This window comes from Ensifer adhaerens (genome assembly GCF_028993555.1).
Lineage (GTDB): Bacteria > Pseudomonadota > Alphaproteobacteria > Rhizobiales > Rhizobiaceae > Ensifer > Ensifer adhaerens_I.
Map to the genome: position 1 here is coordinate 1,378,092 of NZ_CP118610.1, position 25,566 is coordinate 1,403,657.

Below are 25,566 nucleotides of genomic sequence, written 5' to 3' on the forward strand. Positions count from 1 at the left end.
GGCAAGGCAGCCGGCTGCAGGGGAGCGGCTGCAATTCCGTTCGGCGTCGGCGCGCCCGACGAGACGCCAAATTGGCACAAGCCTCGCGGTCTATAGAAGCGGTTTATCGGCGTCATGCCGAGCGAAGGGGAGCGCCCGCGGATGCTTTGGTTATTGCTCATCGCCGTCATTGTTCTGGTCGGCGCATTCTACATGTGGATGAACGCGCGCGCGGAGCGGGATTGGGACAATCCCGATGCAGGCTCGGCGATGGTGGAGTTCGGGCGCGCTTTTCCGGATGAGGCGATCCGTGCGCTGCATTCGACTGCGGATCGGAAGGCGATCTTCCTGAGGCTGCACGACGGCAAGGCGGGTTTCATCCAATCGCATGGCACGCACTATGTCTGCCACGTGATCGAGCCTGGAAAGGTGCGGGTGAACAGCTCGGAGACCGGCCGCGGCCTGATCGTGCATTTCCCCGATTTTGCCTATCTGGACAATGCCTTCGAGTTTCAAAACGCCGGCGAGGCGGCCGAGGTTTCTCTGTGGCTGCTCGGCAGCTTCAATCCGAAATCCGAATTCACGCAGCCTCAGTCGGAAGCGTCCGCGACGGTGCAGGCGAGCGAATAGACGTTTCATAGATCCATTCAAAAGAAACGGCCCGCTGGCGTTAGCGCCAGCGGGCCGTTTCGCGGTCTGAACTTCTGTTGCCGTCAGGCGGACTTGCCGAGCCATGCGGCGCAGTCGGCGAGCGCGCGCAACGCTGTTGCCTGCTTTTTGGCAACGGCCTTTTCCTTGCCGCGGAACCGCTTGGCGCCCTCCGGCTTGGTGATCGCTCCCGGATCGAGCGGCGGGAACAGGCCGAAGTTGACGTTCATCGGCTGGAACGAACGCTTGCCCGGCTCGTCGTCGGAAACGATATGCCCACCGGTGATGTGGTTCAGCAGGGCGCCGAAGGCGGTGGTCGCCGGTGGTGCTGCCAAAGTCTCGCCCTTGCGCTCGGCAGCAGCGAAGCGCCCGGCAAGGAGACCGATGCTTGCGCTTTCAACATAACCTTCGCAGCCGGTGATCTGTCCGGCGAAGCGCAGGCCCGGGCGCGACTTCAGAGTCAGCGTCCCGTCGAGCAGCGTCGGCGAGTTGATGTAGGTGTTGCGGTGCAGGCCGCCGAGGCGCGCGAACTCGGCGTTCTCCAACCCCGGGATCATGCGGAAGACCTCGGCTTGAGCGCCGTATTTCAGTTTCGTCTGGAAGCCGACCATGTTGTAGAGCGTGCCGAGCGCATTGTCCTGGCGCAGTTGCACGACCGCGTAGGGCTTGACCGTGGGGTTATGAGCATTGGTGAGGCCCATCGGCTTCATCGGCCCATGGCGCAGCGTCTCGCGGCCGCGCTCGGCCATGACCTCGATCGGCAGGCAGCCGTCGAAATAGGGCGTGCCTTCCCATTCCTTGAAGCCGGTCTTGTCACCGGCTACCAGCGCGTCGACGAAGGCATTGTACTGCTCCTCGGTCATCGGGCAGTTGATATAGTCTTTGCCGGTGCCGCCGGGGCCGATCTTATCGTAGCGCGACTGGAACCAGCAGACGTCCATGTCGATCGTTTCGGTGTAGACGATCGGGGCGATAGCATCGAAGAAGGCGAGCGCGTCGGCGCCGGTTTCCGTGCGGATCGCCTCGGCAAGGCCGGGTGCGGTCAACGGGCCGGTCGCGATGACCGCAAGATCCCATTCCTTCGGCGGCAGACCGGTGATTTCCTCGCGCACGACCGTAATCAGGGGGTGGGCGGCGATCGCTGCGCTGACGGCGTCGGAAAAGCCGTCACGATCGACGGCAAGTGCCCCACCGGCCGGGACCTGATTGGCGTCGGCCGACTTCATGATCAGCGAGCCGGCAAGGCGCATTTCCGCATGCAGCACGCCCACGGCATTGCTGGTCGCGTCATCCGAGCGGAACGAGTTGGAACAGACGAGTTCGGCGAGGCCATCGGTCTTGTGCGCATCGGTGCCGCGCACGCCGCGCATCTCGTGCAGGATGACCGACACGCCGGCCTCAGCGATCTGCCAGGCGGCTTCCGATCCGGCAAGTCCGCCGCCGATGACATGGATGGGGGAGTGGGAAGAGGTGTCTTTGCTCATGGCCGGCTTCCTATCACGGCTCGGCCCTTGGTTCCAACGCCAATAAACGAAAACGGCGCCCTAGAGGCGCCGTCTTGGAAGTCTGGTTGTTCGTTCCGATTAGCGGAAGGAACGGGCCGCAATGTTGCGGATGTCGTAGCGGGTGATGCCGATGTCATTGAGAGCGTGGTTCGACAGGTTGCCGAGCTCGCTGACGGTGCGGCGGTAGTTGATCCAGCTTTTTGCGATACGAATCGGGTTCATGGTCTTTTCCTCAAAATCAGGTTGTCGCGACAGCCATCTGTCTGCGTCGTTGAAGTTCTTATACGCTTGTCTAATTAGAAGGTGGAGTGCAAAGAAAATGCAGCTGCTATGCATTTGTGCAGTGCATCGCCGCATAGATGGGCACCGCTTCAAAAGATGGCATCGATTAACCTTTGGTTAAAATGCGAACTGCTTTGTGCTAACTGTCTGTCTTTAATTGGTTTTCAAAGGCGAGGCGCGAGCGCGCGCCATGAACATGGCGCGGTTGCTCGCTCCAAGGTCGTCGGCCAGGTACGCGTCAGCCCTTCGCAGTTGCGAAGGGATCGCGGTGTCGCCGGAACAAGACGCAAAAGAAAACGCCCTCCGGAATGAACCGGAGGGCGTTTTTACTGGAGGTCGGTTGCGCTCGAAGCGCAGCCTGAATTACTTGATCGCCTGGCGAGCAACGTACGGGATGTCGCCACGGCCGATGCCGAGGTCGCTGAGTTCCCGGTCGCTCATGCGGCCGAGCTCGTTGCAGGTCTGACGATACTTGCGCCAATTGTTGAAAGAACGTGCGAGGTTCATGATCCTATCCTTTCTAGGGTCGTGTGCCAGCGCTCATCTCTCTTGCTGGCCGTCATCTGATGATCTGGAATATAGTCGTTTTGAGCAGAAGTTACAGAGACAATGCTGCATCGCACCCATGCAGGGCGTGCAAGCCTGATCGCGGCGGGCGCATACTGGATGGCGTTCGGAACGCATCGCTAATCGGGGCTTGATGAGTGAGGCCCGCGACCCGGATTCAGGGCCGAAAAACAAACAACGCTCGCTGGGGGAGGAGATCCAGCGAGCGTCGCTTTGTTCTGATCGGCAACCGGGAGGAGGAGTGTCGCCGATCCAAATCGAGGGGCGCTGGGAGGAGGAGTGCGCCGCCCCGATCGATGAGTTCAAGATAGTATGGGGCCGTGCCGAGGGGTAGCGCTGATCCAGAATGGCACCTATGCGCTGAGTGCATGGCGGAGAATGGATATGACAAAAGTATGCACGAATATTGTGCAACTGCGCAAAGGCTGAGGGTCTTCTTGCTGGGGGACGGTTAAAAACAATAACGCCCGCTGGGGGAGGAGGTCCAGCGAGCGTCATTTGAAGTGATTGGCAACTGGGAGGAGGAGTGTTGCCAATCTGATCGGGGGAGCGTTGGGAGGAGGAGTACGCTCGCCCGAATTCTGTCGGGTTTTACCCGGGTCTTTCCCAGTATCCTGAGGCGGTTGACCTTTTCCGCTGGCGACCGTCTGGCTTGCTGCCTTCGTTCGCCTTTGATGATTTGAATATAGGGTCTTTAAATCGATTTGTGCAGTGCAATATCCGCATGGAAGATATGCGCATTGCGCAAGCCGTTCATCAGTCCCTGGCGGCGTGGGGCCGCAGTCGCGACAGAGCGATTGTATTTCCGCGCCGATACGTGATTAGTTGGTGACGGAACCGGATCAATTCAAGCATCGGATTCTTGAGGCTGGGGGCAGGATGTATCGCGCGCGTCTCGAGCGAGATTTCAAACACTGGATCGACAAGGGGCTGCTGCAGGAAAATGCCGCGCGCGCCATGCTGGCCGAGTACGACGGACGCGAGTCGACGTTCAGAGCAGGGCGCGTCCTGCTGATGCTGGCGGCGCTGCTGCTGTCGGCTTCGATCCTGTTGCTTGTCGCTGCGAACTGGGAGGAGCTGCCCCGCCTTGCGCGCGTCGGAGGCATCGTCGCCCTGATCTGGGGGTTCCACTTCGCTGCCGCCTGGCTGATCCAGAGTGGCAGGACGACATTTGCCGCCGCGGCGCTGGTCCTGGGCGCGGCCGCCTTTGGGGGCGGGATCGCGCTCATCGGCCAGATGTATCATCTGTCGGGCGATGCGGCGGATGCAGCACTGCTCTGGTTCGTCGGCGCCTGCCTTTCCGCGCTCGCGTTTCGTTCTGCGGCAATGGCAACGGTCGCTGGCGGGCTCGCGTGGTTCTATTTCGGTACCATGTTGACGGAAAGCGGTTTCAGCACGGCATCTGACTGGCATTTGTGGTCCGTGCCGGTTCTGGCTGTGATCGTCGTTCTTCTGGTCCGCTTCACGGAAGCGGGCAGGGCCCGGCATCTGGCCTATCTGCTCGTCCTCTCCTGGCTCGGTTGGCTGTATCTGGACAATCCGTCACTTTCTTTCGCGGTCGGCCTTGCTGTCCTCGGTCTTGCGGCGTTTCTGGTTGCGACCTTGCCGGGTTCGCCCCTGCGCCAACTTGCGCTCGATGCGGGGTCGGCACCCGCATTCTATTCTTTCGCGCTCGCCTTGCTCGGGTTCACCGGACTTCAATACGAGGCGGTCGGCGTACCGACGGAGGTGGCGACCGGAGCAGGCACGTTGTTGGTGGCGCTACTCGGCATTGCGCTTGCCGGCGCGCAGAACGGGGCGGTGCGCTATCTCGGTTACATCGCCTTTGCGGGCGAGCTTCTTTATCTCGCCTTCGAAACCCTGGGATCGATGCTTGGGACATCGGGTTTCTTCCTGATCTCGGGCCTGGTCGTTGCATGCATCGCCTGGCTGGTCATTCGGATTGAGGGGCACATGGCGCGCACACGTCAGGCGGAGGCTTCGCAATGAGCAGCGGTGCATCGACCAAGCGTTGGCTGAACCCGCTGCTCGCCGCCCTGCTTGTCGCCGGCGTACAGACGGCGGCGCTCGGCTACATGATCGAGAGTAGGGCTTCTATCCTCCGGAGCGGAAGGGACGTTCTTCTGAAGACCGTACCCGTCGACCCGCGCGATCTGCTCAGAGGCGACTATGTGATTCTGAGCTACGATATCTCCAGGCTGCAACCGGAACTGTTCAAAGGCGGCCTTCCTGCACAATCGGGCGAAATGGTGGTTTATGTCAGGCTGGAGAAGCAGCCCGACGGTTTCTGGACGGCGACGGAAGCCTCGGCGCAGCCGCTGCCGCTCACAGGCGACAGCGTTGTGCTTCGCTCGCTGCCGTTCACCTACTATCCGTCGTCGCCGCCGTTGCCCTTGACCATCGACTACGGCATCGAGCGTTTCTACGTGCCGGAGGGCGAGGGGCGCGCATTGGAGGAGGCGCGCAATGCTGAGGCGCTCTCCGTCAACATCCGCGTTGACGGCAAGGGCAGGTCGCAGATCCGCGAGATCGCGGTCAACGGAAGCCCGGTCTATGAAGAGCCCTTATATTGAGGCTTCGCTGGTGCGCTCCGATCCGTCGTGGAATTCCGCATTTTCCCTTTGATCCCGCGAGAACGAGTGATATAGAGACGCCGCGCTCGGGAAAGCCCTGAACTTTCAGCATGCCCATTGTATCCGCGGTATTCCGCTGGTTGGACTTGCGGGAATACGAACAGGCGGTGCGATTGTCTGAACGCGGGTATGGTGAAATTGGTAGACACGCCAGATTTAGGTTCTGGTGCCGCAAGGCGTGGGAGTTCAAGTCTCTCTACCCGCACCAGACAGCGATCGCGCCTAAAGTCCGGATTCTGCGAGGATGAAGGGGGCTGGAGTGCCATTTTGCTTGCAAAACGGTTGCAGAACTGCGTAAAGCCACTCCCGGCAAATGGATCGGCTCACGTGCTCGCCAGACCTTTCGAAGGGGAAGAGCACAGTCAACGTGAAATGAAGGTTTGAACATGCAGGTTATCGAAACGCTCGCTCAAGGGCTGAAGCGCGAACTCAAGGTCGTTATCCCGGCCAAGGACATGGAAGCTCGTATGAACGAGCGCCTGGCCGAAGTGAAGGACCGTGTAAAGATCAACGGCTTCCGTCCGGGCAAGGTGCCGGTTGCGCATCTGAAGAAGGTCTACGGCAAGTCGATCATGGCTGACCTCGTCAACGAGATCGTTCGCGAGAAGCCGACCGAGATCCTGTCGGGCCGTGGCGAAAAGTCGGCAACCCAGCCGGAAATCGCGATGACCGAGGACGAGGCCGAAGCCGACAAGATCCTCAACGCCGAAGCTGACCTTGAGTTCACCGTTGCCTACGAAATCATCCCGGCAATCGAACTCAAGGACGTCAGCGGCATCAAGGTTACCCGCGAAGTCGTCGAGATCGCTGACGAAGAAGTCAACGAGCAGATCCTGAAGATCGCCGAAAGCGCCCGCAGCTACGAATCGAAGAAGGGCAAGGCCGCCAACGGCGACCGCGTCACGATCGACTACCTCGGCAAGGTCGACGGCGTTGCCTTCGACGGCGGCAAGGACGAAGACGCTGAGCTGGTTCTCGGCTCCAACCGCTTCATCCCGGGCTTCGAAGAGCAGCTCGTCGGCGTCAAGGCTGGCGACGAGAAGACGATCACCGTCACCTTCCCGGCTGAATACCCGGCTGCAAACCTTGCAGGCAAGGAAGCGACCTTCGACATCACCGTCAAGGATGTTGCCGGCGCCCAGGACATCGAAATCAACGACGAACTGGCCACCAAGCTCGGCCTCGAATCGGCTGACAAGCTGAAGGAAATCGTCCGCGGCCAGATCGAAGGCCAGTACGGCAACCTGACCCGTCAGAAGGTCAAGCGCCAGATCCTCGACCAGCTCGACGAACTCTACCAGTTCGAAACGCCGGAGCGCCTCGTCGAAGCCGAGTTCGAAAACATCTGGCGCCAGATCAACACCGACCTGCAGCAGGCCGGCAAGACCTTCGCCGACGAAGAAACCACCGAAGAAGAAGCCCGCGCCGAATACCGCAAGCTCGCTGAGCGTCGCGTCCGCCTCGGCCTCGTTCTCTCGGAAATCGGCGAAAAGGCCGGCGTTCAGGTGAGCGACGACGAACTGCAGCGTTCGCTGTTCGAACAGCTGCGCCAGTTCCCGGGCCAGGAAAAGCAGATCCTCGACTACTTCAAGAACACCCCCGGCGCTGCTGCTTCGCTGCGCGCTCCGCTGTTCGAAGAAAAGGTCGTCGACCACCTGCTCGGCGAAATCTCGGTAACCGACAAGACGGTTTCCAAGGAAGAGCTGACGGCTGACGACGAAGAAGGCGAAGGCAAGGCTGCCAAGAAGGCTCCGGCCAAGAAGAAGGCTGCTGCCAAGGCTGAAGCCGCTGAAGGCGAAGAAGCTGCCGCTCCGAAGAAGAAGGCTCCGGCCAAGAAGAAGGCCGCTGACGACAGCGCCGAGTAATCGGATCGAAGCCTTAGAAATCGAAAAGCCCTGCCGCTTGCGGCAGGGCTTTTTCGTTTGAAGCACGTTGACGAGGTCGCCGTCTCAGCGACGTCGCGAGATGCCTAACCGATGTCCAGGAGGAGGGCGCGATGGTCGGAGACTTCCGGCCGCGCGACGACATCGAACCGGGCGACTTCAACCCCACCGTTCACCAGCATGTAATCGGCAAAGCGGCCGCTCTTCAGATAGTGCGACGTCCGAGTATCCGTGTGCCCACGGGACACGACGAGGTCAGTCAGCCCTAGCTCTGCGAGTACCTGAAAGGTCACGCTGTCCGGGAGCACGTTGAAATCACCGCACACGATAAGCCGTTCGTTGCCCGGCCAGACCTGACGGACGAGGCTTACCAGTGCGCCTGCCTGTGCGCGCCGTGCCGCTGTGTCGTTCTTGCCGTCGATCTCCCGCAGGCCGTGCATCTGGGCGATAGTAATTGCCGTGCCGGCATCATGGTCGAACAGACGGATGCAATGTGCATTGCGGGCGCGTGGATGTGGCCCCCAGCCCCCGGATGAAAAGCTGCCATGCACGAAGCCGAGCGCCTGACCGGTGATGGAATGGGAGCGGCGGACGAAGGTCGCGAGCCCGAATTCCGAGGCCACGTGCCGGTCGCCTTCAAAGAGCGTGCCGCGCGCCGTCGGGCAGAAGAAGCCATCGTGACCGGGAAGCACTTCCGCGATCTCGTCGAAGAGGTTGGCGCGTTGCGGCAGTTCCACATCCGCATCGCGATAGGTCAGCCACTCGGCATTGGTCGTCGGTGAGCGGGCGACCTCCTGCAGGCACAGCACATCGGCGTCGACTTCAGCGAGATATCTCATCAACGGCGAATGGAGCTTGCCGCCCCAGGCATTGAGGGAAAGGATGCGCATGGGTTCATGTCTCGTTATCAGGAGAGGCGAAGCTACCCGATTCTCTGGCATGGCGGCCATGCACGCAATTTTGCGCGCCTGCTTGCAGGGCAGGCGCAGATTGCCGCGAACGGTGACGAAGCGGAACGCCTTCGTCACCTATGTGCGATGGACCACGTCCAGTGCGGTCGTCGTCTTTGACACGCCCCGGATATGTCGCCTGCGGCTTACGCTTTTGGCAATTCCTGCTTGATCTCGCCCATGCGGTTCCAGGCGTCGAGGCCGGCAATCTTGTAGGCCTCGGCAAGCGTCGGGTAGTTGAAGGTGTTCTCGACGAAGTATTCGACCGTGCCCTTGAGGTTCAGCACGGCCTGGCCGATGTGGACCAGTTCGGTCGCGCCTTCGCCGATGATATGCACACCGAGCAGCCGGCGTGTCTTCATCGAGAAGATCATCTTCAAGAGGCCGGAATCGAGACCCATGATGTGACCGCGCGACGTTTCGCGGAAGCGGGCAATGCCGCATTCATAGGGGATGCCGCGTTCCTTGACCTCTTCTTCCGAAAGGCCGCAGGTAGAGATTTCCGGAACGGCATAGATGCCGTAGGGGAAATACTTCTGCGGCTCCATGGCGATCGCGCCGATAGCAACGCGCGCCGCGATGCGGCCCTGTTCCATGGAGGTCGAGGCAAGGCTCGGGAATCCGACGACGTCGCCGGCGGCATAGATGTTCGGAACCGAGGTCTGGAACGTCTCCGGATTGACCTTGAGCCGCCCGCGGCTGTCCGCTTCCAGCCCCGCCGCAGGCAGGTTGAGCGTGTCGGTGGCACCCATCCGCCCGGCTGCGAAGAGCACCATGTCTGTGGTGATCCTGCGGCCGTTGTCGAGTGTCAGCAGAACCTTACCATCGTCGAGCCGTTCGACCTTGTCGGCCTTCTGCCCGAGGTGCAGCTTCATGTTGCGGTCGCGCAGCTGGTAGGTGAAATCCTCGACGATCTCCTTGTCGATGAAATCGAGCATCGTCGTCTTGGGGTCGATTACAGTCACATGCGTGTCGAGCGCGCTGAAGATCGTTGCATATTCGATGCCGACGACGCCGGCGCCGATGACGACGAGCGAACGTGGTAGTGATGCGATATCGAGCAGTTCGTCACTGTCGAGCACGGTCTTGCCGTCGAACGGCATGTAATCCGGACGGAATGGCTTCGTGCCGACGGCAAGCATGATGCTCGTTCCTGAAACGAGCAGGGTCTCGCCATCGTCCTTGACGACCTCGAGCGTGGTCGGATCGACGAAACTTGCCTTGCCGCGCATCTGCTGTACGCGATTGCGGGCAAACTGGTGTTCGAGAACCTCGACCTCATGATTGAGAGTGATGATGAGGCGTTGCCTCAGGTCGTCGGCGCTGATCTCCTGTTTGACGCGATAGGCGCGGCCATAGAAGCCCCGCTCGCGCCAGCCTGAAAGATTGAGCGCCGTCTCGCGCAAGGTCTTGGAGGGGATTGTCCCCGTGTGCACCGACACGCCGCCGACGCGCTTTCCCTGTTCGATGACGAGGACCCTCTTGCCAAGCTTGGCGGCCTGGATGGCGCCGCGACGGCCGGCGGGCCCGCTTCCGACGACGATGAGATCGAACTGGTTCATGGGCATTTCCGTTTGAAGGGAGGAATCGTTGTGCATTGCGAAAACTCTCGCTTGCAAGCGTCTATACCGTCAATGGCACGGTTTGATGAAGTGGTTTTCATAGCCCAAACAGCTGGATGAGAATATAAGGGAATGTGCGTATGCTTGGCTTCGTTACGACATGCCGGGCCCCATCGGCGTCGTATTTGCCTGGAGGGTGGCGATGGGATTGGAGCTGACGAACAGGGCGGTGCCGCAGTCGGACGGCGAGGGCGTCGTACCGCAAACGGAGCATCGGCCGGGTGTCGTTGCGGCGGCGGTTTATGAGAACGGCGTAAGGGTACGCGATATCCGTATTGAAGATGCCGGCATGTGGCGCTCGCGGCCGGGCGCGGTGATCTGGATTGGACTGCATGAGCCCGATGCGGAACTGCTTCATCAGGTACAACGAGAATTTGACTTGCACGATCTGGCTATCGAGGACGCCTGCAAGGCGCACCAGAGGCCGAAGCTGGAGATCTACGGCGATTCGATGTTCGTCGTTGCGCGCACGGCCCATATGGTCGGCGACGAGATCGCCTTCGGCGAGACACATCTGTTCGTCGGGCGCGGCTACGTCGTCTCGGTGCGGCACGGCCCGTCGACTTCCTACATGGCTGTCCGCCAACGCTGCGAGTCCTCACCGGCGGCTCTTGCCCATGGCGAAAATTACATCCTCTATTCGATCCTGGATTTCATCGTCGACAACTACATGCCCGTGATCGAGGCTATTCACGAGGAGGTGGAAGAGCTCGAGGACCGCCTGTTGCGGGAGCGGCTGATCAAGGGTGACATCGAGCGCCTTTATCTGCTCCGGCGCAATCTCCTGAGGCTGCGCAACGCGGTCGTGCCGCTGGTCGATGTCTGCCGACGGCACGAACACATCGACCTGCCAGGCATGGATGCGGCACTGCAGCCGCTCTTTCGTGACGTGACGGATCACGTGCGCCGGGTTCAGGAGGATATCGACGCATTGCGCGAGGTTCTGGCCTTCACCTTCGAGGCGAGCCTGATGGTCGGCCAGTCCGAACAGACGGAAATCTCGCGCAAGCTTGCGTCCTGGGCGGCGATCCTCGCCGTGCCCACGGCGATCGCCGGCATTTACGGCATGAACTTCGACGACATGCCGGAACTGAAGTTTCGCTACGGCTATTTCGTCGTTCTTGCGGTGATTATCGGCTTGTGCGGGACGCTCTACCGGTTTTTCCGCCGCGCGAAATGGTTGTAGGCGCGGAGCACGTTCCAGGAACGTGTGACGCGGTACTCAGTCCGGAATTGCTCGACCGTCCTCAAGTCAGATGTCCATCCTTGCTCTTGGTGACGCGATCGCGGGAGGCGGTACCGAGCAGCCCCGCCGTGTGAGCCCGAGTGGTCGGGACAGCACGAGCCGTTATGGCGCACAATGCGGGTTCCTCGGCAATGTGGTAAGCTTTGCGCCAAGTGAGGGCCTCATCTCATGGGGCGCCGCGTCGGCATGGTCGCTCGCATCGCGCAGCAATCTGAGCTGACGTGTCGTATCGCCGTGCTCGGCACAAGGCCTTTCGTGATCAGCCGGTAGAGCGACGCCACAACCGGTCGACATTGCAATTCTCGAAATCGGAGGACGCGATGGCAACCCTTTTGGAAACGCTCGGTGACTTGATCGGCACGAACTGGAAGCACCGCGACGTGGCCAAGCGGTACTCGCGCACTTTTTTGTGCCGCTGCGGCAGCCATATTTTCTTCGGCAACATCCTTTGCAACAGCTGTCAGGCGCCGCTCGGATATTTGCCTGGTGAAGACGCGTTGGTGCCACTCGAGCCCGGCCCACTGCCCGACACGTGGGTCGCGGGCGAGGAACGGCCATTGCTGAAGTATTGCGGCAACCGCGACACGCCTGCGCAGTGCAACTGGATGCTGGCGGCCAGCGAACCGAGGTCCCTTTGCATCGCCTGCCGGCTGAACCGGACAATTCCCAATCTCGATCGCGAGGACAATGCCCGCCACTGGGGCCTGATCGAGGTGGCGAAGCGAAGGCTGGTGTCGCAGCTGCTGGCGCTCGGTTTGCCGGTGAAGTCCAAGGTCGACGAGGACGAGAAACACGGCTTGATGTTCGATTTCCTGCGTTCGCCCGAGAAAGGGCCGCGCGTGCTGACTGGGCACGCCGATGGTTTGATTACGGTCAACATCGAGGAGGCGGATTCGGTTCAGCGGGAGAAGATGCGGCTCGAACTGCATGAACCCTATCGAACGTTGCTGGGCCATTTTCGACACGAGGTCGGTCACTACTATTGGAATCGGCTCGTTCTGCACGGCTCTTGGCTGGAGCCCTTTCGCATGCTCTTCGGTGATGAGCGCGCCGACTACGCGCAGGCATTGAAGGCGAACTATGAAAGCGGCCCACCTGCAGACTGGGCTGATCGATACATCAGCTCCTATGCTTCCGTGCATCCCTGGGAAGATTGGGCCGAAACCTGGGCGCACTACCTCCATATGATCGACAGCCTTGGCACTGCATTCGGATTTGGGCTTGACGCTGGGGATATAGAGGCTGTCATCCAACCGTTCGAACGCGACGCATTGTATGCGCCCGACGACGCCGGCGCCGACGGTTTTCTTTCGCTGCTAAACTCCTGGATCGAAATGACTATGGTGCTCAACGAGCTGGCGCGCAGCATGGGGCAGCCGGACTTCTACCCCTTCGTGATGTCGAAACCCTCAGTGGCCAAGCTGCAGTTCGTGCATATGGTTGTTGAGGGCGCCCGCTCGGCGACGGCGTCTGGAGGAGATGGCTCGCTCTAGCTGTTGGCCTTCATCGTTGTGCGTTGCCCGGTGTCTCCTCCCGGCTGACGTTGCACAGGATATGCCATTCATGCTTTTTTGAGGTGCCGGGTTAGTTTCGCGTCCAGGCGCTCAAAGTAATGGCTGCAGCCTGGTGGACGGCGACGGCCCATGCGACGCGGCGGGAGACAATCGCCTGATGCACTCATAGCATCAGACGAGACATGACGTTCGCAGCGAGCGAAAAAATTCTGTTGGCGCCACCCGAGCGGCTGCGCGAGCCCGAGCGTTCAGAATAGCCGAAGGCCATTCAGGCTGACGTGTCCATCCTTGCCGATGATGATGTGGTCGTGCACGGCGATGCCAAGTGGTTTCGCCGTTTCGACGATCAGCTTGGTCATGTCGATATCGGCGCGCGACGGGGTAGGGTCGCCTGAGGGATGATTGTGGACAATCCTAGCATTCTAAGTAACTTATTGAAAATGAGACATAAAAGGCAGGCGGAAATCAGACTGGGGTAGGTTCTTGGGATCGAAAATTTGGCCGACCCCAGCTTTTTTCATCGTTGATCACTCTCTCTCTCCCGCCGAGTCATTTGGCCGACCGCACGGGCGTGGTCGGCCTACCCGATCAGGCAGTGGCGATCACGGCCGTAGAGACACACATTAGGCTCTACAGGAGATCAGCCATGACCGAACCTAGCTTCCTCGCTCAATTATCCTCCAAGATCGTCGAGGCCGCCGCTGCGGTGGCGCCGAGCATTGTTGAAATTGCCTCATCCGGTTCGCTCGCCACCGGTTTCGTCTGGCGCGAAGGGCTCATCATCACCGCAGATGAAGCTCTTTCCGACGAAGGTCAGATCCTCATCGAATTCTCGGATGGCACACAGCACCCGGCCAGTCTGGTGGGGCGCGATCCGTCGACTGACATCGCGCTGCTTCGCGTCGAGGGCGCCGACGCGCCGCCGGTTGTGCTCGACCAAGAGGTGCCTCGAGCTGGCGCACTCGTCGTGGTTGCCGCGGCCGCCGAGAGCGCGCCGCTTGTTTCATTCGGCAGCGCGATCGCGGTTGGTCCTGCGTGGCGATCGATGCGCGGCGGGAAAATCGATGCACGTATCGAGCTCGACGTGAGATTGCGACGTCGGGCGGAGGGGGGCTTGGCGATCAGCGCGGAGGGCAATGTCTTTGGAATGGCCGTGCGCGGGCCCCGGGGCCGAACCCTCGTCATCCCCTCTGCAACAATTGAAGGCGCGGCCGCTCTTCTCATAACGCATGGCGAAATCCCGCGTGGCTATCTCGGCCTCGGGCTCCATCAGGTCGCGGTCACCGGTGGCGGCCAGGGGGCGATGGTCATGAGTGTTGACCCCGATGGACCCGGCGCTATTGGTGGGGTCCTGCAAGGAGACATCATCGTCCACTGGAACGGTGAGGCCGTTCCTTCGGTCAATGCGCTGGTACGGACCCTCGACCATCAATCGATTGGCAGATCGGTCTCCTTGGGGATCAGGCGTGCGGGCGCTGATGTCGAGGCGACGGTCACAATCGCGAACCGACCCCGCCAATGAGTGACTCGGGCCCTGTTACGATCGCGGTGCGCATCGACGATCCGGCGCTTGCGGAGCGGTTGAGCGAGTTGCTGACGTCAGTCGATTGGGTGCGTCTGGCGCCGGAAGGGGAGGAGTTCGAGCTGGTCCTCTCCACGGCGCGGGCCGCCACGGAGGGGGTGGGCTTGTCTTCCCGCGAACGCGAAGTCGTGGCGCTTCTCGCAGACGGCCTTTCGAATAAAGAGATTGCTCGCAAACTTGGCATCTCTGTCGATACAGCGAAATTTCATGTCGGCCGCGTCATCGACAAGCTTGATGCCACCGGCCGCACAGATGCTGTCGCCCACGCCGCGCGGCGCGGCGTGATTCATCTGTGAAAGCGCTTTGTAGGGTGATTTTCGATCCGCGTGTGGGTCGGCGTGGCGATCATTGCGCCGTCTCGACAGAAGCGAACATCCGCAAGGTACCTCGCTGAATCCCCCTTAGTGGCCCTCAGTTAAGTCGGCGCTCGGTTTCCTGCGGAATCTGTAGCCTTTTGAGGCCGTTGCTGGTTGCTCCTGTGCTTAAGAAGATAGGCATTGGTGGGTTGGCGCTTGTCGCCGGTGTAGTGTTGGTTGGCGCCAATCCCCGCGTAGTAATCGCCATCACATTCTTGCGCAGAAGAAGAAAGGGGGGCGGCGGTTGTTATGGCGGAGATTATCGCCGCGAGCAATATTCTACGTTTCTGGTTCATTGATTTCTCCCGCGTCGAGGACATTGTTGCTCGTTCTCCCATTCCGAAATGGCCCCGGTCGCGGGTACCCGGAATTCGACGAGACGTCTGAAATCTCCCGGTCTACCGCATTGAATGGAGCATGACAGACGAGGTGGCAGCAATGCGTTTACGCGCTCATCAGCAGTCCAATACTGCGAGCATAAGCGGGCAATTTCGAGACTTGTATTAGGAGTGCGTATCTGGAATGAGGTGGACTCTGGTACCACCCGGCTAAGCGAGCTTCTTGATTTCCGGGATCAGGGCTAGTTCGTCCCCAAGGTCCACTTTCGCTTTCTTGAGATCTTTGCTCATTTGTTGGCGCGATGGCGCGCGACTGTTCAGAGAAGGGTGCCCGCGCAATCTGCTGGGTACCAGCCGAGAACGCCACCTCTGGTTCTATTAAGTTGCCTCATTACCCGCAGGGCCGACGATGGAAAGAACTGCCCGGGCAGGTGTAAACTGTTGTCGCGCGGACACTATGCCAGGCCTGTCTCTGGAGCCGGGCATTGCTGCGCGCGATCATGCAAGCGCTCAATCAGCCAGCGCCCCGCAGGACCGGGCGGCGCATCCTGCCGATGCACGGCGTACATCGGCATTTGGTTTCCCTGTGGCCAGACCTCGGTGCCAACGGCGAGTTCCACCAAATCTCCGGCCGCAAGGTCTGCCCCGATCATCCACGTTGGCATGCTGCCCCAGCCAAATCCAGCTTTGAGGAACGCATGCTTTGCGCCAAGGTCGGCAAGCCGCCACGTCTTTGGCGCAATGACGCCGAACTCCTTACCTTCGGAGAGGCTCGACCGATCCGTCAGCACCAGTTGGACATGCCGTGCGAGCTGTTCTGAGAATGTGTCGCGCATTTGCGCCAGAGGGTGCCGGGGTGAGGCGACCAGCGTCAAACGGACAGCCAGCAGTCGCTCAAGGCTGAGTTCCGGCGGAAACAGCGCAACGGATCCGGCCACGGCAAAGGCGCAATGTTTGTCGAGGACCGGTTGGATTACAGCACCGAGGCTTTCAACATAGACCCGCAGAGCCGTATCGGGGAAGGTCTCCTCGAATTCCGCTACGGCCGAGGTGAAGATGTCGATCGGGAACATCACATCGACAGCGATCGAGAGCTCCGGCTCGATACCGCCGGCGAGATCGCGCGCCCGGGCCTTGAAGTGATCTGCTTGACGCAGCACGGCACGCGCCTCGCTTACCAGCGCAGCTCCGGCCTCGGTCAATACGGGCAAGCGGCCGTCGCGGTCGAACAACGCCACCTTCAGTCGGACTTCAAGGCCCGAAATCGTCTGGCTAACGACGGACTGCGCGCGACCGAGCCGCCGGGCGGCGCCCGAAAAGCTTCCTTCTTCGGCGGCCGCGACGAGTGTGCGCATCTGGTCGAGCGTAATGGCTTCAATCATCTATCTATCTGGAAGATACTTTGTATCGATTAATATCGTCTGGTCAGATGTAAATGCTGATCCTACCTTTCAGTCAAGCCTAATTGACCCCGTTTGAAAGGACTACGGATCATGAAACTGCTCCATGTTGACTCCAGCATTCTCGGCCCGGCATCTGTCAGCCGCCAGCTCTCGCGAGCGATCGTTGCTGCCGAAGTGGCGGCGCGTCCGGATATCGAGATCATCCGCCTCGATCTCGCCGATCAGGCGATCGGTCACCTGACCGGCCAGCACCTCGCCGCAGCCCAGGGCATTGCGCCGGAGGCACCGGCACTGGCCGGAGATGTCGCAGCCGGCAACGCCGCACTTACCGCGTTTCTGGGAGCCGATATCGTCGTGGTCGGGGCACCGATGTACAACTTCGGCATTCCGAGCCAGCTCAAGGCCTGGATCGACCGCCTGGCGGTTGCGGGAAAGACCTTCCGCTACACCGAGAACGGGGTGGAAGGTCTCGCCGGAAGCAAACGCGTGATCATCGCCTCCTCGCGCGGCGGCACGTATGGCGCCGGAACGCCGATGGCGGCGCTGGATTACCAGGAAACCTACTTGCGCAGCATCTTCAACTTCTTCGGGATCACCGACGTGGCGTTCGTCAGGGCTGAGGGCGTAGCGCTCGGTGAGGACCAGCGCAAACAGGCGATTGCGGCTGCCGAGGCGGAAATCCAGAAGCTAGCGGCATAGGCGAAGGGAAGAGTACATGCCTGACAATCTCTTGAGGCTGTGTGCACGTGTTCTGCTCGCCATCCTGTTCGTCTTTTCCGGTTTCGGCAAGCTCGCCGATCCCGCCGGGGTCTCGGGGCTGCTGGAGAGCCTGCATCTGCCGGTGCCGCTGGCGCTGAGCTATCTGGCTGGCATCTGTGAGATCGCCGGTGCGGTTGCAATCGTCGCTGGCTTCCGCGTCCGGCCGGTTGGTCTGCTGCTCGCCATCTGGTGCATTGCCACCGCCTTGGTGGTGCACCTGCAAACGCCATTCGACTTGATGAAGAGTCTTGGCCTGGCCGGTGGCTTTTTACTGCTCGCTGCCGATGGAGCCGGAAAACTGGCGATGGCACGTCGCCAAGAACCTGCCAAATCTTAACCGGACGTCGATCGGAGCATCACATCATGCAACATCACCGTGCAACGGCGTTGGCAAATGCCAGCCCTGCCGAGCGAAAAGTCGTCCACCGGATACGGTCCTCGGGACGCGGTCCCATCGATCGCCTCATGAGCCCCTCCGGCCTGGGACAGTACCTGAAGCCCTTTGTTTTCCTTGACTTCGTAGATGCCGATGCAGCCATCGCCCGCGGTATCAATGTTCACCCGCATTCTGGAATTGCAACTGTCACTGTGATCCCGGAAGGCAATCTGCAGTTCGACAAGGGCGAATGGGGGGCGGGTGTGCTGGACTATGGCGGCGTTGAGTGGATGCGCGCTGGAAGCGGCATCTGGCACGGTGACGAATTCCAGCCGGGTCCGGCAGAGCGGTTCAAGGCGTTCCAGCTTTGGGTTGCTCTTCCGGCCGAGCTGGAACTGAGTTCTCCCGAATGGCAGTTCGTCCCATCAACTGAAACGCCTGGGGTGGGCCCGGCCCGGGTGATTGTCGGGACCTATCAGGGCCACCGCAGCCCGGCCCGCTCGTTCGAAGGCCTGAACTATCTACTGGTGACGCTCGCTCCCGGTGAGGGATGGATCTACGAGACGCCGCCGGGGCACGAGGTCGGCTGGCTCGGCGTGTCGCACGGTTCCCTGTCGGGAAATGAAGCCTTCGTCGCCGGGGACATGATCGCCTTCGACAAGAGCACAGCTCCGATTCCGCTGACGGCCGGACCGGACGGCGCCACATTCGTGCTGGGGTCAGCGATACCACATCCCCACGAACTGGTGTTCGGCCACTACTCCGTCCATACGTCGCAGGAGGCGCTTGAGAAGGGTGAAGCACGGATCGAAGAAATCCGGCCGCATTCCGCACGATGACGGAAGCGAACGGCGGTCAAGGGCCGCATCAAGGGTGCGGTGCGGGAACGCCTGCCCGAAGGTGTCCGTGCAGCCGCCTTGCCGCTGGACGTGGCCGTTTCGCGCCGGGGACGGCGTTGTCCACGGGGGAGGACGTGCAATCCTTGAGGAAGATCGGGCCTGAGGCCTACCTGCTCGCGTTCGCGTCCTCATTGCGCGCCAACACATCGTTTCTGGCAGCGGAGGCTCGATCCGCTGCCAGAGCTGTTTCAACCAGTGGTCTGCTATTTTGCCGGGGGCTTGTAGGAAGATGCGATTGTGCCCGCCTTCTCTTGCGCAGCCTTGAATTCTGCACCCGTGTAGGCTCGCACGGTTTTGACATTCGAGACGGCTCCCGATGCGCCGATGACGAGAAGTGCGGGTACCAAGTCCGCGCCATCGTCGAATTCCGTGATGGCTATCCAATCGGTTTCGCCGGTCGTGACGTAGAAGGAATGCAGTTTCCCGCCCGCTGCTTCCATGATGCCACGGGCCGCCTTTTCTCGGTTCGATGGACTGTCAATCATTCCCTTCGCTGATGTGGCTGTATAGCACCCTGTGGTTATGAACAGTGGCATAGTACATCCTCCCTCGATGATTGAGCAGATCGGGTGATCTGCCGTACTCAATATCTCAAAAAACTTGGCGCTAGACGAGCGTCGGACCGCGGAGCGCTTGATTGGTGGCCGCCTGTCTAGGCGTGTCATGGAACAGTGCCGAATGGCTGCTTTGGGCCGATACCGTTGAAAAACTCGGCATTGCGGGCACTTGGGACGCGTGATTCAATCCTCTGAGTGATTTGGCAGGGGATCAGGCGAATGATGGGAACGCAGGCGGCTCCGGCGCAGCTCTTTTACGATTTCAGTCTCGATGAGCACGTGCCAGTCGACCATCTTCTCCGCCGGATCGACAACCACCTGGACCTCGATGGCGTCCGCGCGCAGTTGAAGCCCTACTACAGCAGCACCGGCCGTCCGTCGATCGATCCGGAACTGATGATGCGCATGCTGATCATTGGCTACAGCATGGGCATCCGGTCGGAGCGCCGGCTGTGCGAGGAGGTTCATCTCAATCTCGCCTATCGTCTGTTCTGCCGGCTTGGACTGGACGGCAAGGTGCCGGATCATTCCAGCTTCTCGAAGAACCGCCACGGACGTTTCCGGCAAAGCGATATCCTTCGGCATCTGTTCGAGACGGTGGTTGAGCGCTGCCTGGTACAGGGTCTTGTCGGTGCTGAAGGCTTTGCCGTCGATGCCAGCTTGATCGCCGCGGATGCCAACAAACAGCGCTCGGTATCTGGCGCAGAATGGAGCGCGCACGAGGCGAAGGAGAATGCAGGCCGCTCCGTTCAAGAATATCTGGCGGTGCTTGATGACGCTGCTTTTGGTGCGGCTTCGCCGGTAACGCCGAAGTTCATTTCCCCGTCAGACCCGGCAGCCCAGTGGACCGGTGCCCATAAAGGTCACGCCTTCTTCGCCTACGCCACCAACTATCTGATCGACACCGACCACGGCGTCATTCTTGACGTGGAAGCCACCCGCGCCATTCGACAAGCTGAAGTTGGCGCTTCACGCACCATGATCGACAGAACAGAGAACCGCTTTGGTCTGAAGCCGGGCTATCTGGTCGCCGACAGTGCCTACGGCTCGGCTGACAATCTGGCTTGGCTTGTGAAGGAAAAGGAGATTGCTCCGCACATTCCAGTGTTCGACAAGTCCAACCGAACAGACGGGACTTTCTCGCGTGCCGACTTCAACTGGGATGGCGAGGCAGATCGCTACATCTGCCCGGCGGGCAAGGAATTGGTGCAGTTCCGCCGCACCTACGCGACGCCCCGATCGGGCATCACCAGTGAGGGCACCCGGCTCTATCGGGCCAGCAAGAAGGACTGCGACGCATGCGAACTCAAACAGCGCTGCTGTCCGAATGCAGTTGCTCGCAAAGTCCCTCGTGATCTCAATGAGGATGCCCGTGACGTCGCCAGAGCCATTGCCGGCACTCCCGATTACGAGCGTTCACGGCATCGTCGCAAGAAGGTCGAGATGCTCTTCGCTCACCTCAAGCGCATCCTGCGGATGGCCAGGTTGAGACTGCGCGGTCCATGTGGTGCACGCGATGAATTCCTGCTCGCAGCAACGGCACAAAACCTCAGAAGGCTGGCAAAGCTTAGACCTTCTCGCCTCCCATCCGCCACCATGGCTGCATAACGGCCCGTGGCCCGGAGCCATCCCAACGCATCACAACGAGAGACACATTGCCAACTCTTCGGAAAACCGCGTGTGCAGAGCGTCGCGGACGCTCAACCTGCGAGTTTTTCAACGATATCGGCCAAGACCAGACACTATACGGCCCGAGCTGGGTGGCAGTTATCAGTGGGGCTTTCCCCCCGACCTCATTGCGGCAGAATGTTCTGGTTCAAGTGGAAGAGATTGTCTGGATCGAAGTTGCGCTTGACCTTCTGAAGCCTTGCGTAGATTTCCGCACCGAACGCATCGCGAACCAGATTTTCACCTTCCCCAAAACCAGGAAAGTTCAGGTACAGGCGGCCGGTGGAATAGGGCTGCATGTCGCGCCAGACGTCGCGAACCCACTCGATGTTGGTGTCGTCTTCCGTCGGATCGGACCAGATTGCATCGAGGCTCAGCATAAAGGGCATGGAGCGGTCACCGAAGGCTGTGGCATCAGAGGCAACCCGTTTTACCGCACCGCCAAACTTCCAGATCGAGGCAAGTGTCATCTCGGACGGTCGTTTCGCCACGCGTTTAGTGATATCGGCGATAACGCCATTGTCGAGGCCCGACAGGTATGTCGATTTCCAGTAGCAGCGGTCGCGGCCAGCGGGAAACAACCCGTCGTAGATGGACTGAAGTGCACGGTATGGCATGCGGCCGCTGAAATCGAGCAGCGGTTCGCCAAGGCTGAGCAGGGGCTGCGTGACATGCTCTCCCTCTTCAGCCGGACCATCATAGACGGTGGCGAGCGTCAGCACACGCTTGCCCCATATGTCTTTCGGGTAGGCCGGGTCATTGGGTATGGTGGAAAACTCGGCAAGACCGCTGACTTCGTCCGGCGCCGAGGCCATATAGTCACGCCATTGCGGAAGGATGTCGTCGGCGCGCTCTTCGGGGTAAGCGGGAGCGCAGAGCATCAGCTCTTCCGCGATCGGATGGAGCCGAAATTCAAAGTTCACGACGATGCCGAAGTTGCCGCCACCGCCCTTCAGTGCCCACAGCAGGTCGGCGTTTTCCGTCTCGCTCGCATGGATCAGATCACCGCCGGCGGCAACCACGTCGGCGGCAACGAGATTGTCGCAGCTAAGACCGTGCATACCTCGCAGCCAACCGATGCCACCCGACAAGGTAAGCCCGGCCACGCCCGTGGCTGAAATCAGCCCGCCGGGCGTGGCGCGTCCGAAAGGCGTCGTAGCGGCGTCGACATCGCCCCAGGTGGCCCCGCCTTCGACATACGCCCGGTCAAGTCCAGACGTGATGCGGACTGCATTCATCGGAGACAGGTCGATCATCAGCCCGCCATCACAGACGGCATAGCCGGCGACATTGTGCCCGCCACCGCGAACGGCGATGGCGAGCCCGTGGGTGCGGGCGTGGTTTACCGACGCGACGACGTCGGCGGCGTTCCGGCATCTGGCGATCAGCGCGGGCCGCCTGTCGATCATGCCGTTCCATACCACTCGCGCAGCGTCGTAAGCGGCGCTTCCCGGAGCAAGCAGCTCGCCGCGCAGTTCACAGCGGAGTGCTTCATGCGTCATGTCCATGTCTCCTCTAGGCTTCGTATCAGCCTAGTAGCGTCGGACCTTTGGGACTAAAGTCAAATATGCTGAAAAGCGGTCGTTTCTGCCATGCTCGATCAAGAGGGCCGCATCAAAGTTGCTATCCTGGCGGTGCCGGAGGTCACGGCCTCGGCGTTGTTCGGCATGTTTGACCTGTTTTCTTCACCGGGCCGGGACTGGTCCTACATCGTCAGTGGCGAAGCAGGCGAACAGCGCATGCAGCCCTATATCGTTGCACGATCCCGTGAGGGTTTCGAAGCCGCGAATGGCATCCGGGTGAAGCCAGACTATGATTTCAACGGATGCCCGCGCCCTGATATCGTTTGCATCCCGGACTTCTTCGTGAATCCGGGCGCGAGTGTCACCGGACAGTATGAACCTGAAGCACGATGGCTGAAGCGGTCGCATGAGGACGGCGCGATGTTGGCCAGCGCCTGTTCAGGTGCGGTGTTGCTCGGCGAAGCCGGGCTGCTCGTTAATTGTGATGCTACAATTCACTGGGGCTATGTCGCGACGCTCACCAACAACTATCCGGGCGTCCGAGTGAGAGTGGATCGGTCTCTCGTGCTAAGCGGCGAAGCGCAGCGCATCGTCATGGCGGGAGGCGGATCGAACTGGCAGGACCTCGCACTGTACCTGATCGCGCGATTTGTCGGTCTGAAGGAGGCAATGGAAGTCGCCAAGGTCTACATGCTGCAATGGCATGACTTGGGACAACAGCCATTCGCATCGCTGGTGAGCCTCCGGCAGAGAACCGATGTGGTGATAAACAGATGCCAGCAGTGGGTGGCGACGAACTACAAGACTCACGCTCCGGTCGCCGCGATGATAGCACTTTCAGGCCTTCCGGAACGTTCCTTCATCCGGCGCTTCACCAAGGCCGCAGGCATGACTCCCCTCGACTATGTGCATGCACTGCGTCTTGAGGAAGCCAAGCAGATGCTGGAGACCACCGATCTGCCGTTCGAAGCCGTGGCCAATGAAGTTGGCTATGAGGATGCGGGCTTCTTCGGCCGACTGTTCCGCCGTGAAACGAGCCTGACACCCCGGCACTATCGGCTACGATTCGGCTCCTTGCGCAGAACGCTGAAGGACAAGAACGGAGGCATGGGCCCCAAGCTGATTGCTCCTTTGGAACATAAACAAGCTGCAACTCGGCTTTGATGAATTCCAGCCACCGAACCCACGGACTTCGGTCTCTGCACGAGCACTCACTCGCTCATGCTCGCGCCAAGGGCTATCGAGCCATGCAATTCAACTTCGTCATCAGCAGCAATGAACGTGCGGGACGGCTGTGGCAGTCGCTCGGATTTGAGACCGTCGGTCGGCTTCCGGAAGTGTTCGTTCACCCCTCGCTCGGCTACGTCGACGCCTTCGTGATGTTTCGCAAGCTTTAGCCGAATGCTTCATACACTGCATTTGCGAGGGGGAAAGAGCGATCAATTTCATCGCGGCTCGCTGTGCCCGACGAGTCTGCGGAGAAACGCACCATGAAAGGCCGGGTCGTCGACACGCCGGTCCGTCAACGAAATTACGCACCTCGGCGGAGATCTCGGATTGGGGTGTCGTACGGAACCGCTGTTGCTTTGATCAGTGGTGATCGCGTGTCGACCAGATAAGGTTGTGGACGCCTCGATGCGGGCGCCGCTGTGGCTCGGGTCGAAGGAGATCGGGCCGGAGCGGTTTTTTCGGCGAACGGATGGCGCGCGATGGCGTTCCGTTGAGCAGGCGACGATCGTTGGCAATGGACTCCGCAAGTGTGGCGTCCGGCGTCCCACGCATACTTCCTTTCTTTGATGGTGTCTTTAGCTGAGTGCGCCCTGTTCTGTGTCACGAGAAGCCGGTGCGAAAGGGGGGCGCTGGCTATCGGACCAGGCGGATCGCACCGGGATTGTTGATGGTGTTGTTGGCAAGTGCCGCCTTGCAATCCAGCTTGAAGCTGCTGTTGCCGATCATGGTGATCTCCTGCGCGACGATGCGCACGCATTCGCCGCCGGTGGAGCCGTTGCCGGCATACTGGATCTCGTTCGATGCCGGCATGTAGATGATGCCGGCAAGCGACGAGGCGCTGTTGCCATTGATCGTTGCCGGCGCCGTATTGTTCCTGGCAGCAACGATTGCGAAACCTGCCCACTCACCCGTCAGGGATGGCGTGACCTTGAAGGTCGAGCCGCCGTGAATGTCGAGCTGCGCACCGTTCAACAGGAAGAAGGTGACACCTTCGCCGCTGATCACCGACTGGCTGGCGAATTTTAGGTTTCCGCCGTCGATGATGTAGTAGCCCGGCCGCAGAAGAACCTTGCCCTTGATCTCTAAACCACCGTAGGTGCCGGGCTTCAGTTGGACAGTGTAGCCGGCAGGCGCGTTGTTGGGCGTCTTGCTCGTGCCATTGCAGTCACCATTGCCGCCGCCACCAGCCACGAAGTTCTGTCCGCATCCGGCAAGGCTCACCCAGCTCCCGGTTGTCGGCATTTTCTTGGACCCGAACGGATCGGAGATCGGCGCAACGTCCTCCACGGCCTTGGGGCAGGCAAGCGTGAGATGGGCAAGCGTCGCCGAAACCTTGCCCGTGGCATAAAGACACTCGGCCTTCAACGTGGCCGAACCGCTGAGATAGATCGACTGCGCATCGCTCGAATTCGACGTGATGGTACAGCCTGAGGTGTCGACACTGGCACTGCCGCTCACTTCGAAGGCCCGGGTTGCGGTCGGGGAGAGTGCCAGCATGCATGCTTCCCGCCCTGGCATGCGGGCTGCCACGCTTGCGCGATCAATCGTATAGGGTTTAAGGCCCCAGAAGAGCGGCGCGTATTTGAGCTCATAGGTTGCCGTCGCCGTGGTCTCCACGCCGAGGGTACCGAAGGCGACTTTGATGGCCTGCGACTCCACCGGCGCCGAGCTCCCCTCCGAGCCGATATCTGCAACGATCTCCGGCGTGCCGAAGTTGGCGAAGAAGGTGTTGTTCGCCAGGTCTTTCGCCTTGGACTCATTCGCCCCCTCGCCATAGGACTTGACCGCGGAAAAGGCGGCCGCATCGAGCCCGTCCTGCATTTTGGCGGATTCAAGATTGATACGGGCGAGATTGATGGCGATGGACGCGCCGGTAAACAACGGCACCAACGCCAGAGCTGTCAGGATGGCGAAGTTGCCGCCTTCATCCTTTCCTATGCGGGTAAGATTGTTTCTGAGAAAGCTTAGCATCGATTTGTTGCCCCCACGAATCACGACGGCTCCAGTGGCAGGTGGCCAACGAAATGGCGCATCCACTTCTCCTGA

The 25,566-nt window shown here is 60.5% G+C and carries 23 protein-coding genes, 1 tRNA gene and 2 pseudogenes; 15 read left to right on the forward strand and 11 right to left on the reverse strand.

The genetic code is table 11. The annotated features are described in order from the left end of the window. Positions 1–141: 141 nt before the first annotated feature. Positions 142–609, forward strand: coding sequence for a hypothetical protein (locus PWG15_RS06690; protein WP_275023653.1), 468 nt, complete (start codon positions 142–144; stop codon positions 607–609). Positions 610–692: 83 nt separating this feature from the next. Here the strand turns inward: PWG15_RS06690 and trmFO are convergent, their stop codons facing one another. The 3 genes from trmFO to PWG15_RS06705 all read right to left on the reverse strand — a co-directional run bounded on the left by trmFO (position 693) and on the right by PWG15_RS06705 (position 2,921). Further along, the gene (trmFO, locus tag PWG15_RS06695) at positions 693–2,111 is read right to left on the reverse strand and encodes a methylenetetrahydrofolate--tRNA-(uracil(54)-C(5))-methyltransferase (FADH(2)-oxidizing) TrmFO (RefSeq protein ID WP_275023654.1); all 1,419 of its coding nucleotides are present in this window, start codon (positions 2,109–2,111) and stop codon (positions 693–695) included. 99 nt (positions 2,112–2,210) lie between these two features. Then, the gene (locus tag PWG15_RS36535) at positions 2,211–2,354 is read right to left on the reverse strand and encodes a DUF1127 domain-containing protein (RefSeq protein WP_064816989.1); all 144 of its coding nucleotides are present in this window, start codon (positions 2,352–2,354) and stop codon (positions 2,211–2,213) included. Between the two features lie 423 nt (positions 2,355–2,777). After that, entirely contained in the window at positions 2,778–2,921 is a 144-nt protein-coding gene (locus PWG15_RS06705; RefSeq protein ID WP_065376908.1) for a DUF1127 domain-containing protein, read from the reverse strand. 939 nt (positions 2,922–3,860) lie between these two features. Here PWG15_RS06705 and PWG15_RS06710 point away from each other — a divergent pair. The 4 genes from PWG15_RS06710 (at position 3,861) to tig (ending at position 7,479) form a co-directional block, all read left to right on the forward strand. After that, positions 3,861–4,970, forward strand: coding sequence for a DUF2157 domain-containing protein (locus PWG15_RS06710; protein WP_275023655.1), 1,110 nt, complete (start codon positions 3,861–3,863; stop codon positions 4,968–4,970). Continuing rightward, entirely contained in the window at positions 4,967–5,554 is a 588-nt protein-coding gene (locus PWG15_RS06715) for a GDYXXLXY domain-containing protein (RefSeq protein WP_275023656.1), read from the forward strand. The genes PWG15_RS06710 and PWG15_RS06715 overlap by 4 nt, the downstream gene beginning before the upstream one ends. A 183-nt stretch (positions 5,555–5,737) precedes the next feature. Continuing rightward, positions 5,738–5,822, forward strand: a tRNA-Leu gene (locus PWG15_RS06720). A gap of 178 nt (positions 5,823–6,000) precedes the next feature. After that, a complete protein-coding gene (gene tig / locus PWG15_RS06725; protein ID WP_275023657.1) occupies positions 6,001–7,479 on the forward strand; it encodes a trigger factor in 1,479 nt (492 codons plus the stop codon). A 104-nt stretch (positions 7,480–7,583) separates the two neighbouring features. Here the strand turns inward: tig and PWG15_RS06730 are convergent, their stop codons facing one another. Together PWG15_RS06730 and sthA are read right to left on the reverse strand one after the other, a co-directional pair. Beyond that, complete coding sequence (locus PWG15_RS06730; RefSeq protein WP_275023658.1) at positions 7,584–8,387, reverse strand: endonuclease/exonuclease/phosphatase family protein; 804 nt, start codon at positions 8,385–8,387, stop codon at positions 7,584–7,586. 206 nt (positions 8,388–8,593) lie between these two features. Next, positions 8,594–10,009 carry a Si-specific NAD(P)(+) transhydrogenase gene (gene sthA / locus PWG15_RS06735; protein WP_275023659.1) on the reverse strand — a complete coding sequence of 472 codons (1,416 nt, stop codon included), beginning with the start codon at positions 10,007–10,009 and terminating at the stop codon, positions 8,594–8,596. A gap of 202 nt (positions 10,010–10,211) precedes the next feature. Between sthA and PWG15_RS06740 the strand changes: the two genes are divergently transcribed. After that, a complete protein-coding gene (locus PWG15_RS06740; RefSeq protein ID WP_275023660.1) occupies positions 10,212–11,255 on the forward strand; it encodes a magnesium and cobalt transport protein CorA in 1,044 nt (347 codons plus the stop codon). A 380-nt stretch (positions 11,256–11,635) separates the two neighbouring features. Continuing rightward, complete coding sequence (locus tag PWG15_RS06745) at positions 11,636–12,808, forward strand: zinc-binding metallopeptidase family protein (protein WP_275023661.1); 1,173 nt, start codon at positions 11,636–11,638, stop codon at positions 12,806–12,808. Between the two features lie 269 nt (positions 12,809–13,077). On the opposite strand, the pseudogene PWG15_RS06750 reads toward PWG15_RS06745, so the two are convergent. Further along, a pseudogene (locus PWG15_RS06750) lies at positions 13,078–13,242 on the reverse strand (JAB domain-containing protein); the annotation flags it as partial. 233 nt (positions 13,243–13,475) lie between these two features. Here PWG15_RS06750 and PWG15_RS06755 point away from each other — a divergent pair. Together PWG15_RS06755 and PWG15_RS06760 are read left to right on the forward strand one after the other, a co-directional pair. Continuing rightward, on the forward strand, positions 13,476–14,351 hold the full coding sequence (locus tag PWG15_RS06755) for a S1C family serine protease (protein ID WP_275023662.1): 876 nt from the start codon (positions 13,476–13,478) through the stop codon (positions 14,349–14,351). Then, on the forward strand, positions 14,348–14,707 hold the full coding sequence (locus tag PWG15_RS06760) for a helix-turn-helix domain-containing protein (RefSeq protein ID WP_275023663.1): 360 nt from the start codon (positions 14,348–14,350) through the stop codon (positions 14,705–14,707). Before PWG15_RS06755 ends, PWG15_RS06760 begins: the two co-directional genes overlap by 4 nt. Positions 14,708–14,826: 119 nt before the next feature. On the opposite strand, the gene PWG15_RS06765 is transcribed toward PWG15_RS06760, so the two are convergent. Beyond that, positions 14,827–15,063, reverse strand: a complete 237-nt coding sequence (locus PWG15_RS06765; protein ID WP_275023664.1) for a hypothetical protein — start codon at positions 15,061–15,063, stop codon at positions 14,827–14,829. Positions 15,064–15,560: 497 nt separating this feature from the next. Then, complete coding sequence (locus PWG15_RS06770; RefSeq protein ID WP_275023665.1) at positions 15,561–16,487, reverse strand: LysR family transcriptional regulator; 927 nt, start codon at positions 16,485–16,487, stop codon at positions 15,561–15,563. Between the two features lie 111 nt (positions 16,488–16,598). On the opposite strand from PWG15_RS06770, the gene PWG15_RS06775 reads away from it, so the two are divergent. The 3 genes from PWG15_RS06775 (at position 16,599) to PWG15_RS06785 (ending at position 18,482) form a co-directional block, all read left to right on the forward strand. Continuing rightward, positions 16,599–17,207, forward strand: a complete 609-nt coding sequence (locus PWG15_RS06775) for an FMN-dependent NADH-azoreductase (protein WP_275023666.1) — start codon at positions 16,599–16,601, stop codon at positions 17,205–17,207. Between the two features lie 16 nt (positions 17,208–17,223). Next, on the forward strand, positions 17,224–17,604 hold the full coding sequence (locus tag PWG15_RS06780; RefSeq protein ID WP_275023667.1) for a DoxX family protein: 381 nt from the start codon (positions 17,224–17,226) through the stop codon (positions 17,602–17,604). A gap of 128 nt (positions 17,605–17,732) precedes the next feature. Continuing rightward, entirely contained in the window at positions 17,733–18,482 is a 750-nt protein-coding gene (locus tag PWG15_RS06785) for a pirin family protein (protein WP_275023668.1), read from the forward strand. A 263-nt stretch (positions 18,483–18,745) separates the two neighbouring features. Here the strand turns inward: PWG15_RS06785 and PWG15_RS06790 are convergent, their stop codons facing one another. Further along, the gene (locus PWG15_RS06790; protein WP_275023669.1) at positions 18,746–19,078 is read right to left on the reverse strand and encodes a GYD domain-containing protein; all 333 of its coding nucleotides are present in this window, start codon (positions 19,076–19,078) and stop codon (positions 18,746–18,748) included. Positions 19,079–19,318: 240 nt separating this feature from the next. On the opposite strand from PWG15_RS06790, the gene PWG15_RS06795 reads away from it, so the two are divergent. Then, positions 19,319–20,707 carry a transposase gene (locus PWG15_RS06795; RefSeq protein WP_275023670.1) on the forward strand — a complete coding sequence of 463 codons (1,389 nt, stop codon included), beginning with the start codon at positions 19,319–19,321 and terminating at the stop codon, positions 20,705–20,707. 185 nt (positions 20,708–20,892) lie between these two features. Here PWG15_RS06795 and PWG15_RS06800 read toward each other — a convergent pair whose 3' ends face one another. Next, positions 20,893–22,269 carry an FAD-binding oxidoreductase gene (locus tag PWG15_RS06800; RefSeq protein ID WP_275023671.1) on the reverse strand — a complete coding sequence of 459 codons (1,377 nt, stop codon included), beginning with the start codon at positions 22,267–22,269 and terminating at the stop codon, positions 20,893–20,895. 90 nt (positions 22,270–22,359) lie between these two features. Between PWG15_RS06800 and PWG15_RS06805 the strand changes: the two genes are divergently transcribed. Continuing rightward, positions 22,360–23,454, forward strand: coding sequence for a GlxA family transcriptional regulator (locus PWG15_RS06805; protein ID WP_275023672.1), 1,095 nt, complete (start codon positions 22,360–22,362; stop codon positions 23,452–23,454). Between the two features lie 29 nt (positions 23,455–23,483). After that, positions 23,484–23,687, forward strand: a pseudogene (locus PWG15_RS06810) (N-acetyltransferase family protein); the annotation flags it as partial. 466 nt (positions 23,688–24,153) lie between these two features. On the opposite strand, the gene PWG15_RS06815 reads toward PWG15_RS06810, so the two are convergent. Continuing rightward, complete coding sequence (locus tag PWG15_RS06815; RefSeq protein ID WP_275023673.1) at positions 24,154–25,491, reverse strand: TadE/TadG family type IV pilus assembly protein; 1,338 nt, start codon at positions 25,489–25,491, stop codon at positions 24,154–24,156. Positions 25,492–25,566 lie beyond the last annotated feature (75 nt).

Coding starts and splice junctions, on each gene's coding strand:
- PWG15_RS06690 (WP_275023653.1), top strand. CDS start 142: ATGCTTTGGTTATTGCTCATCGCCGTCATTGTTCTGGTCGGCGCATTC.
- trmFO (WP_275023654.1), bottom strand. CDS start 2,111: ATGAGCAAAGACACCTCTTCCCACTCCCCCATCCATGTCATCGGCGGC.
- PWG15_RS36535 (WP_064816989.1), bottom strand. CDS start 2,354: ATGAACCCGATTCGTATCGCAAAAAGCTGGATCAACTACCGCCGCACC.
- PWG15_RS06705 (WP_065376908.1), bottom strand. CDS start 2,921: ATGAACCTCGCACGTTCTTTCAACAATTGGCGCAAGTATCGTCAGACC.
- PWG15_RS06710 (WP_275023655.1), top strand. CDS start 3,861: ATGTATCGCGCGCGTCTCGAGCGAGATTTCAAACACTGGATCGACAAG.
- PWG15_RS06715 (WP_275023656.1), top strand. CDS start 4,967: ATGAGCAGCGGTGCATCGACCAAGCGTTGGCTGAACCCGCTGCTCGCC.
- tig (WP_275023657.1), top strand. CDS start 6,001: ATGCAGGTTATCGAAACGCTCGCTCAAGGGCTGAAGCGCGAACTCAAG.
- PWG15_RS06730 (WP_275023658.1), bottom strand. CDS start 8,387: ATGCGCATCCTTTCCCTCAATGCCTGGGGCGGCAAGCTCCATTCGCCG.
- sthA (WP_275023659.1), bottom strand. CDS start 10,009: ATGAACCAGTTCGATCTCATCGTCGTCGGAAGCGGGCCCGCCGGCCGT.
- PWG15_RS06740 (WP_275023660.1), top strand. CDS start 10,212: ATGGGATTGGAGCTGACGAACAGGGCGGTGCCGCAGTCGGACGGCGAG.
- PWG15_RS06745 (WP_275023661.1), top strand. CDS start 11,636: ATGGCAACCCTTTTGGAAACGCTCGGTGACTTGATCGGCACGAACTGG.
- PWG15_RS06755 (WP_275023662.1), top strand. CDS start 13,476: ATGACCGAACCTAGCTTCCTCGCTCAATTATCCTCCAAGATCGTCGAG.
- PWG15_RS06760 (WP_275023663.1), top strand. CDS start 14,348: ATGAGTGACTCGGGCCCTGTTACGATCGCGGTGCGCATCGACGATCCG.
- PWG15_RS06765 (WP_275023664.1), bottom strand. CDS start 15,063: ATGAACCAGAAACGTAGAATATTGCTCGCGGCGATAATCTCCGCCATA.
- PWG15_RS06770 (WP_275023665.1), bottom strand. CDS start 16,487: ATGATTGAAGCCATTACGCTCGACCAGATGCGCACACTCGTCGCGGCC.
- PWG15_RS06775 (WP_275023666.1), top strand. CDS start 16,599: ATGAAACTGCTCCATGTTGACTCCAGCATTCTCGGCCCGGCATCTGTC.
- PWG15_RS06780 (WP_275023667.1), top strand. CDS start 17,224: ATGCCTGACAATCTCTTGAGGCTGTGTGCACGTGTTCTGCTCGCCATC.
- PWG15_RS06785 (WP_275023668.1), top strand. CDS start 17,733: ATGAGCCCCTCCGGCCTGGGACAGTACCTGAAGCCCTTTGTTTTCCTT.
- PWG15_RS06790 (WP_275023669.1), bottom strand. CDS start 19,078: ATGCCACTGTTCATAACCACAGGGTGCTATACAGCCACATCAGCGAAG.
- PWG15_RS06795 (WP_275023670.1), top strand. CDS start 19,319: ATGATGGGAACGCAGGCGGCTCCGGCGCAGCTCTTTTACGATTTCAGT.
- PWG15_RS06800 (WP_275023671.1), bottom strand. CDS start 22,269: ATGACGCATGAAGCACTCCGCTGTGAACTGCGCGGCGAGCTGCTTGCT.
- PWG15_RS06805 (WP_275023672.1), top strand. CDS start 22,360: ATGCTCGATCAAGAGGGCCGCATCAAAGTTGCTATCCTGGCGGTGCCG.
- PWG15_RS06815 (WP_275023673.1), bottom strand. CDS start 25,491: ATGCTAAGCTTTCTCAGAAACAATCTTACCCGCATAGGAAAGGATGAA.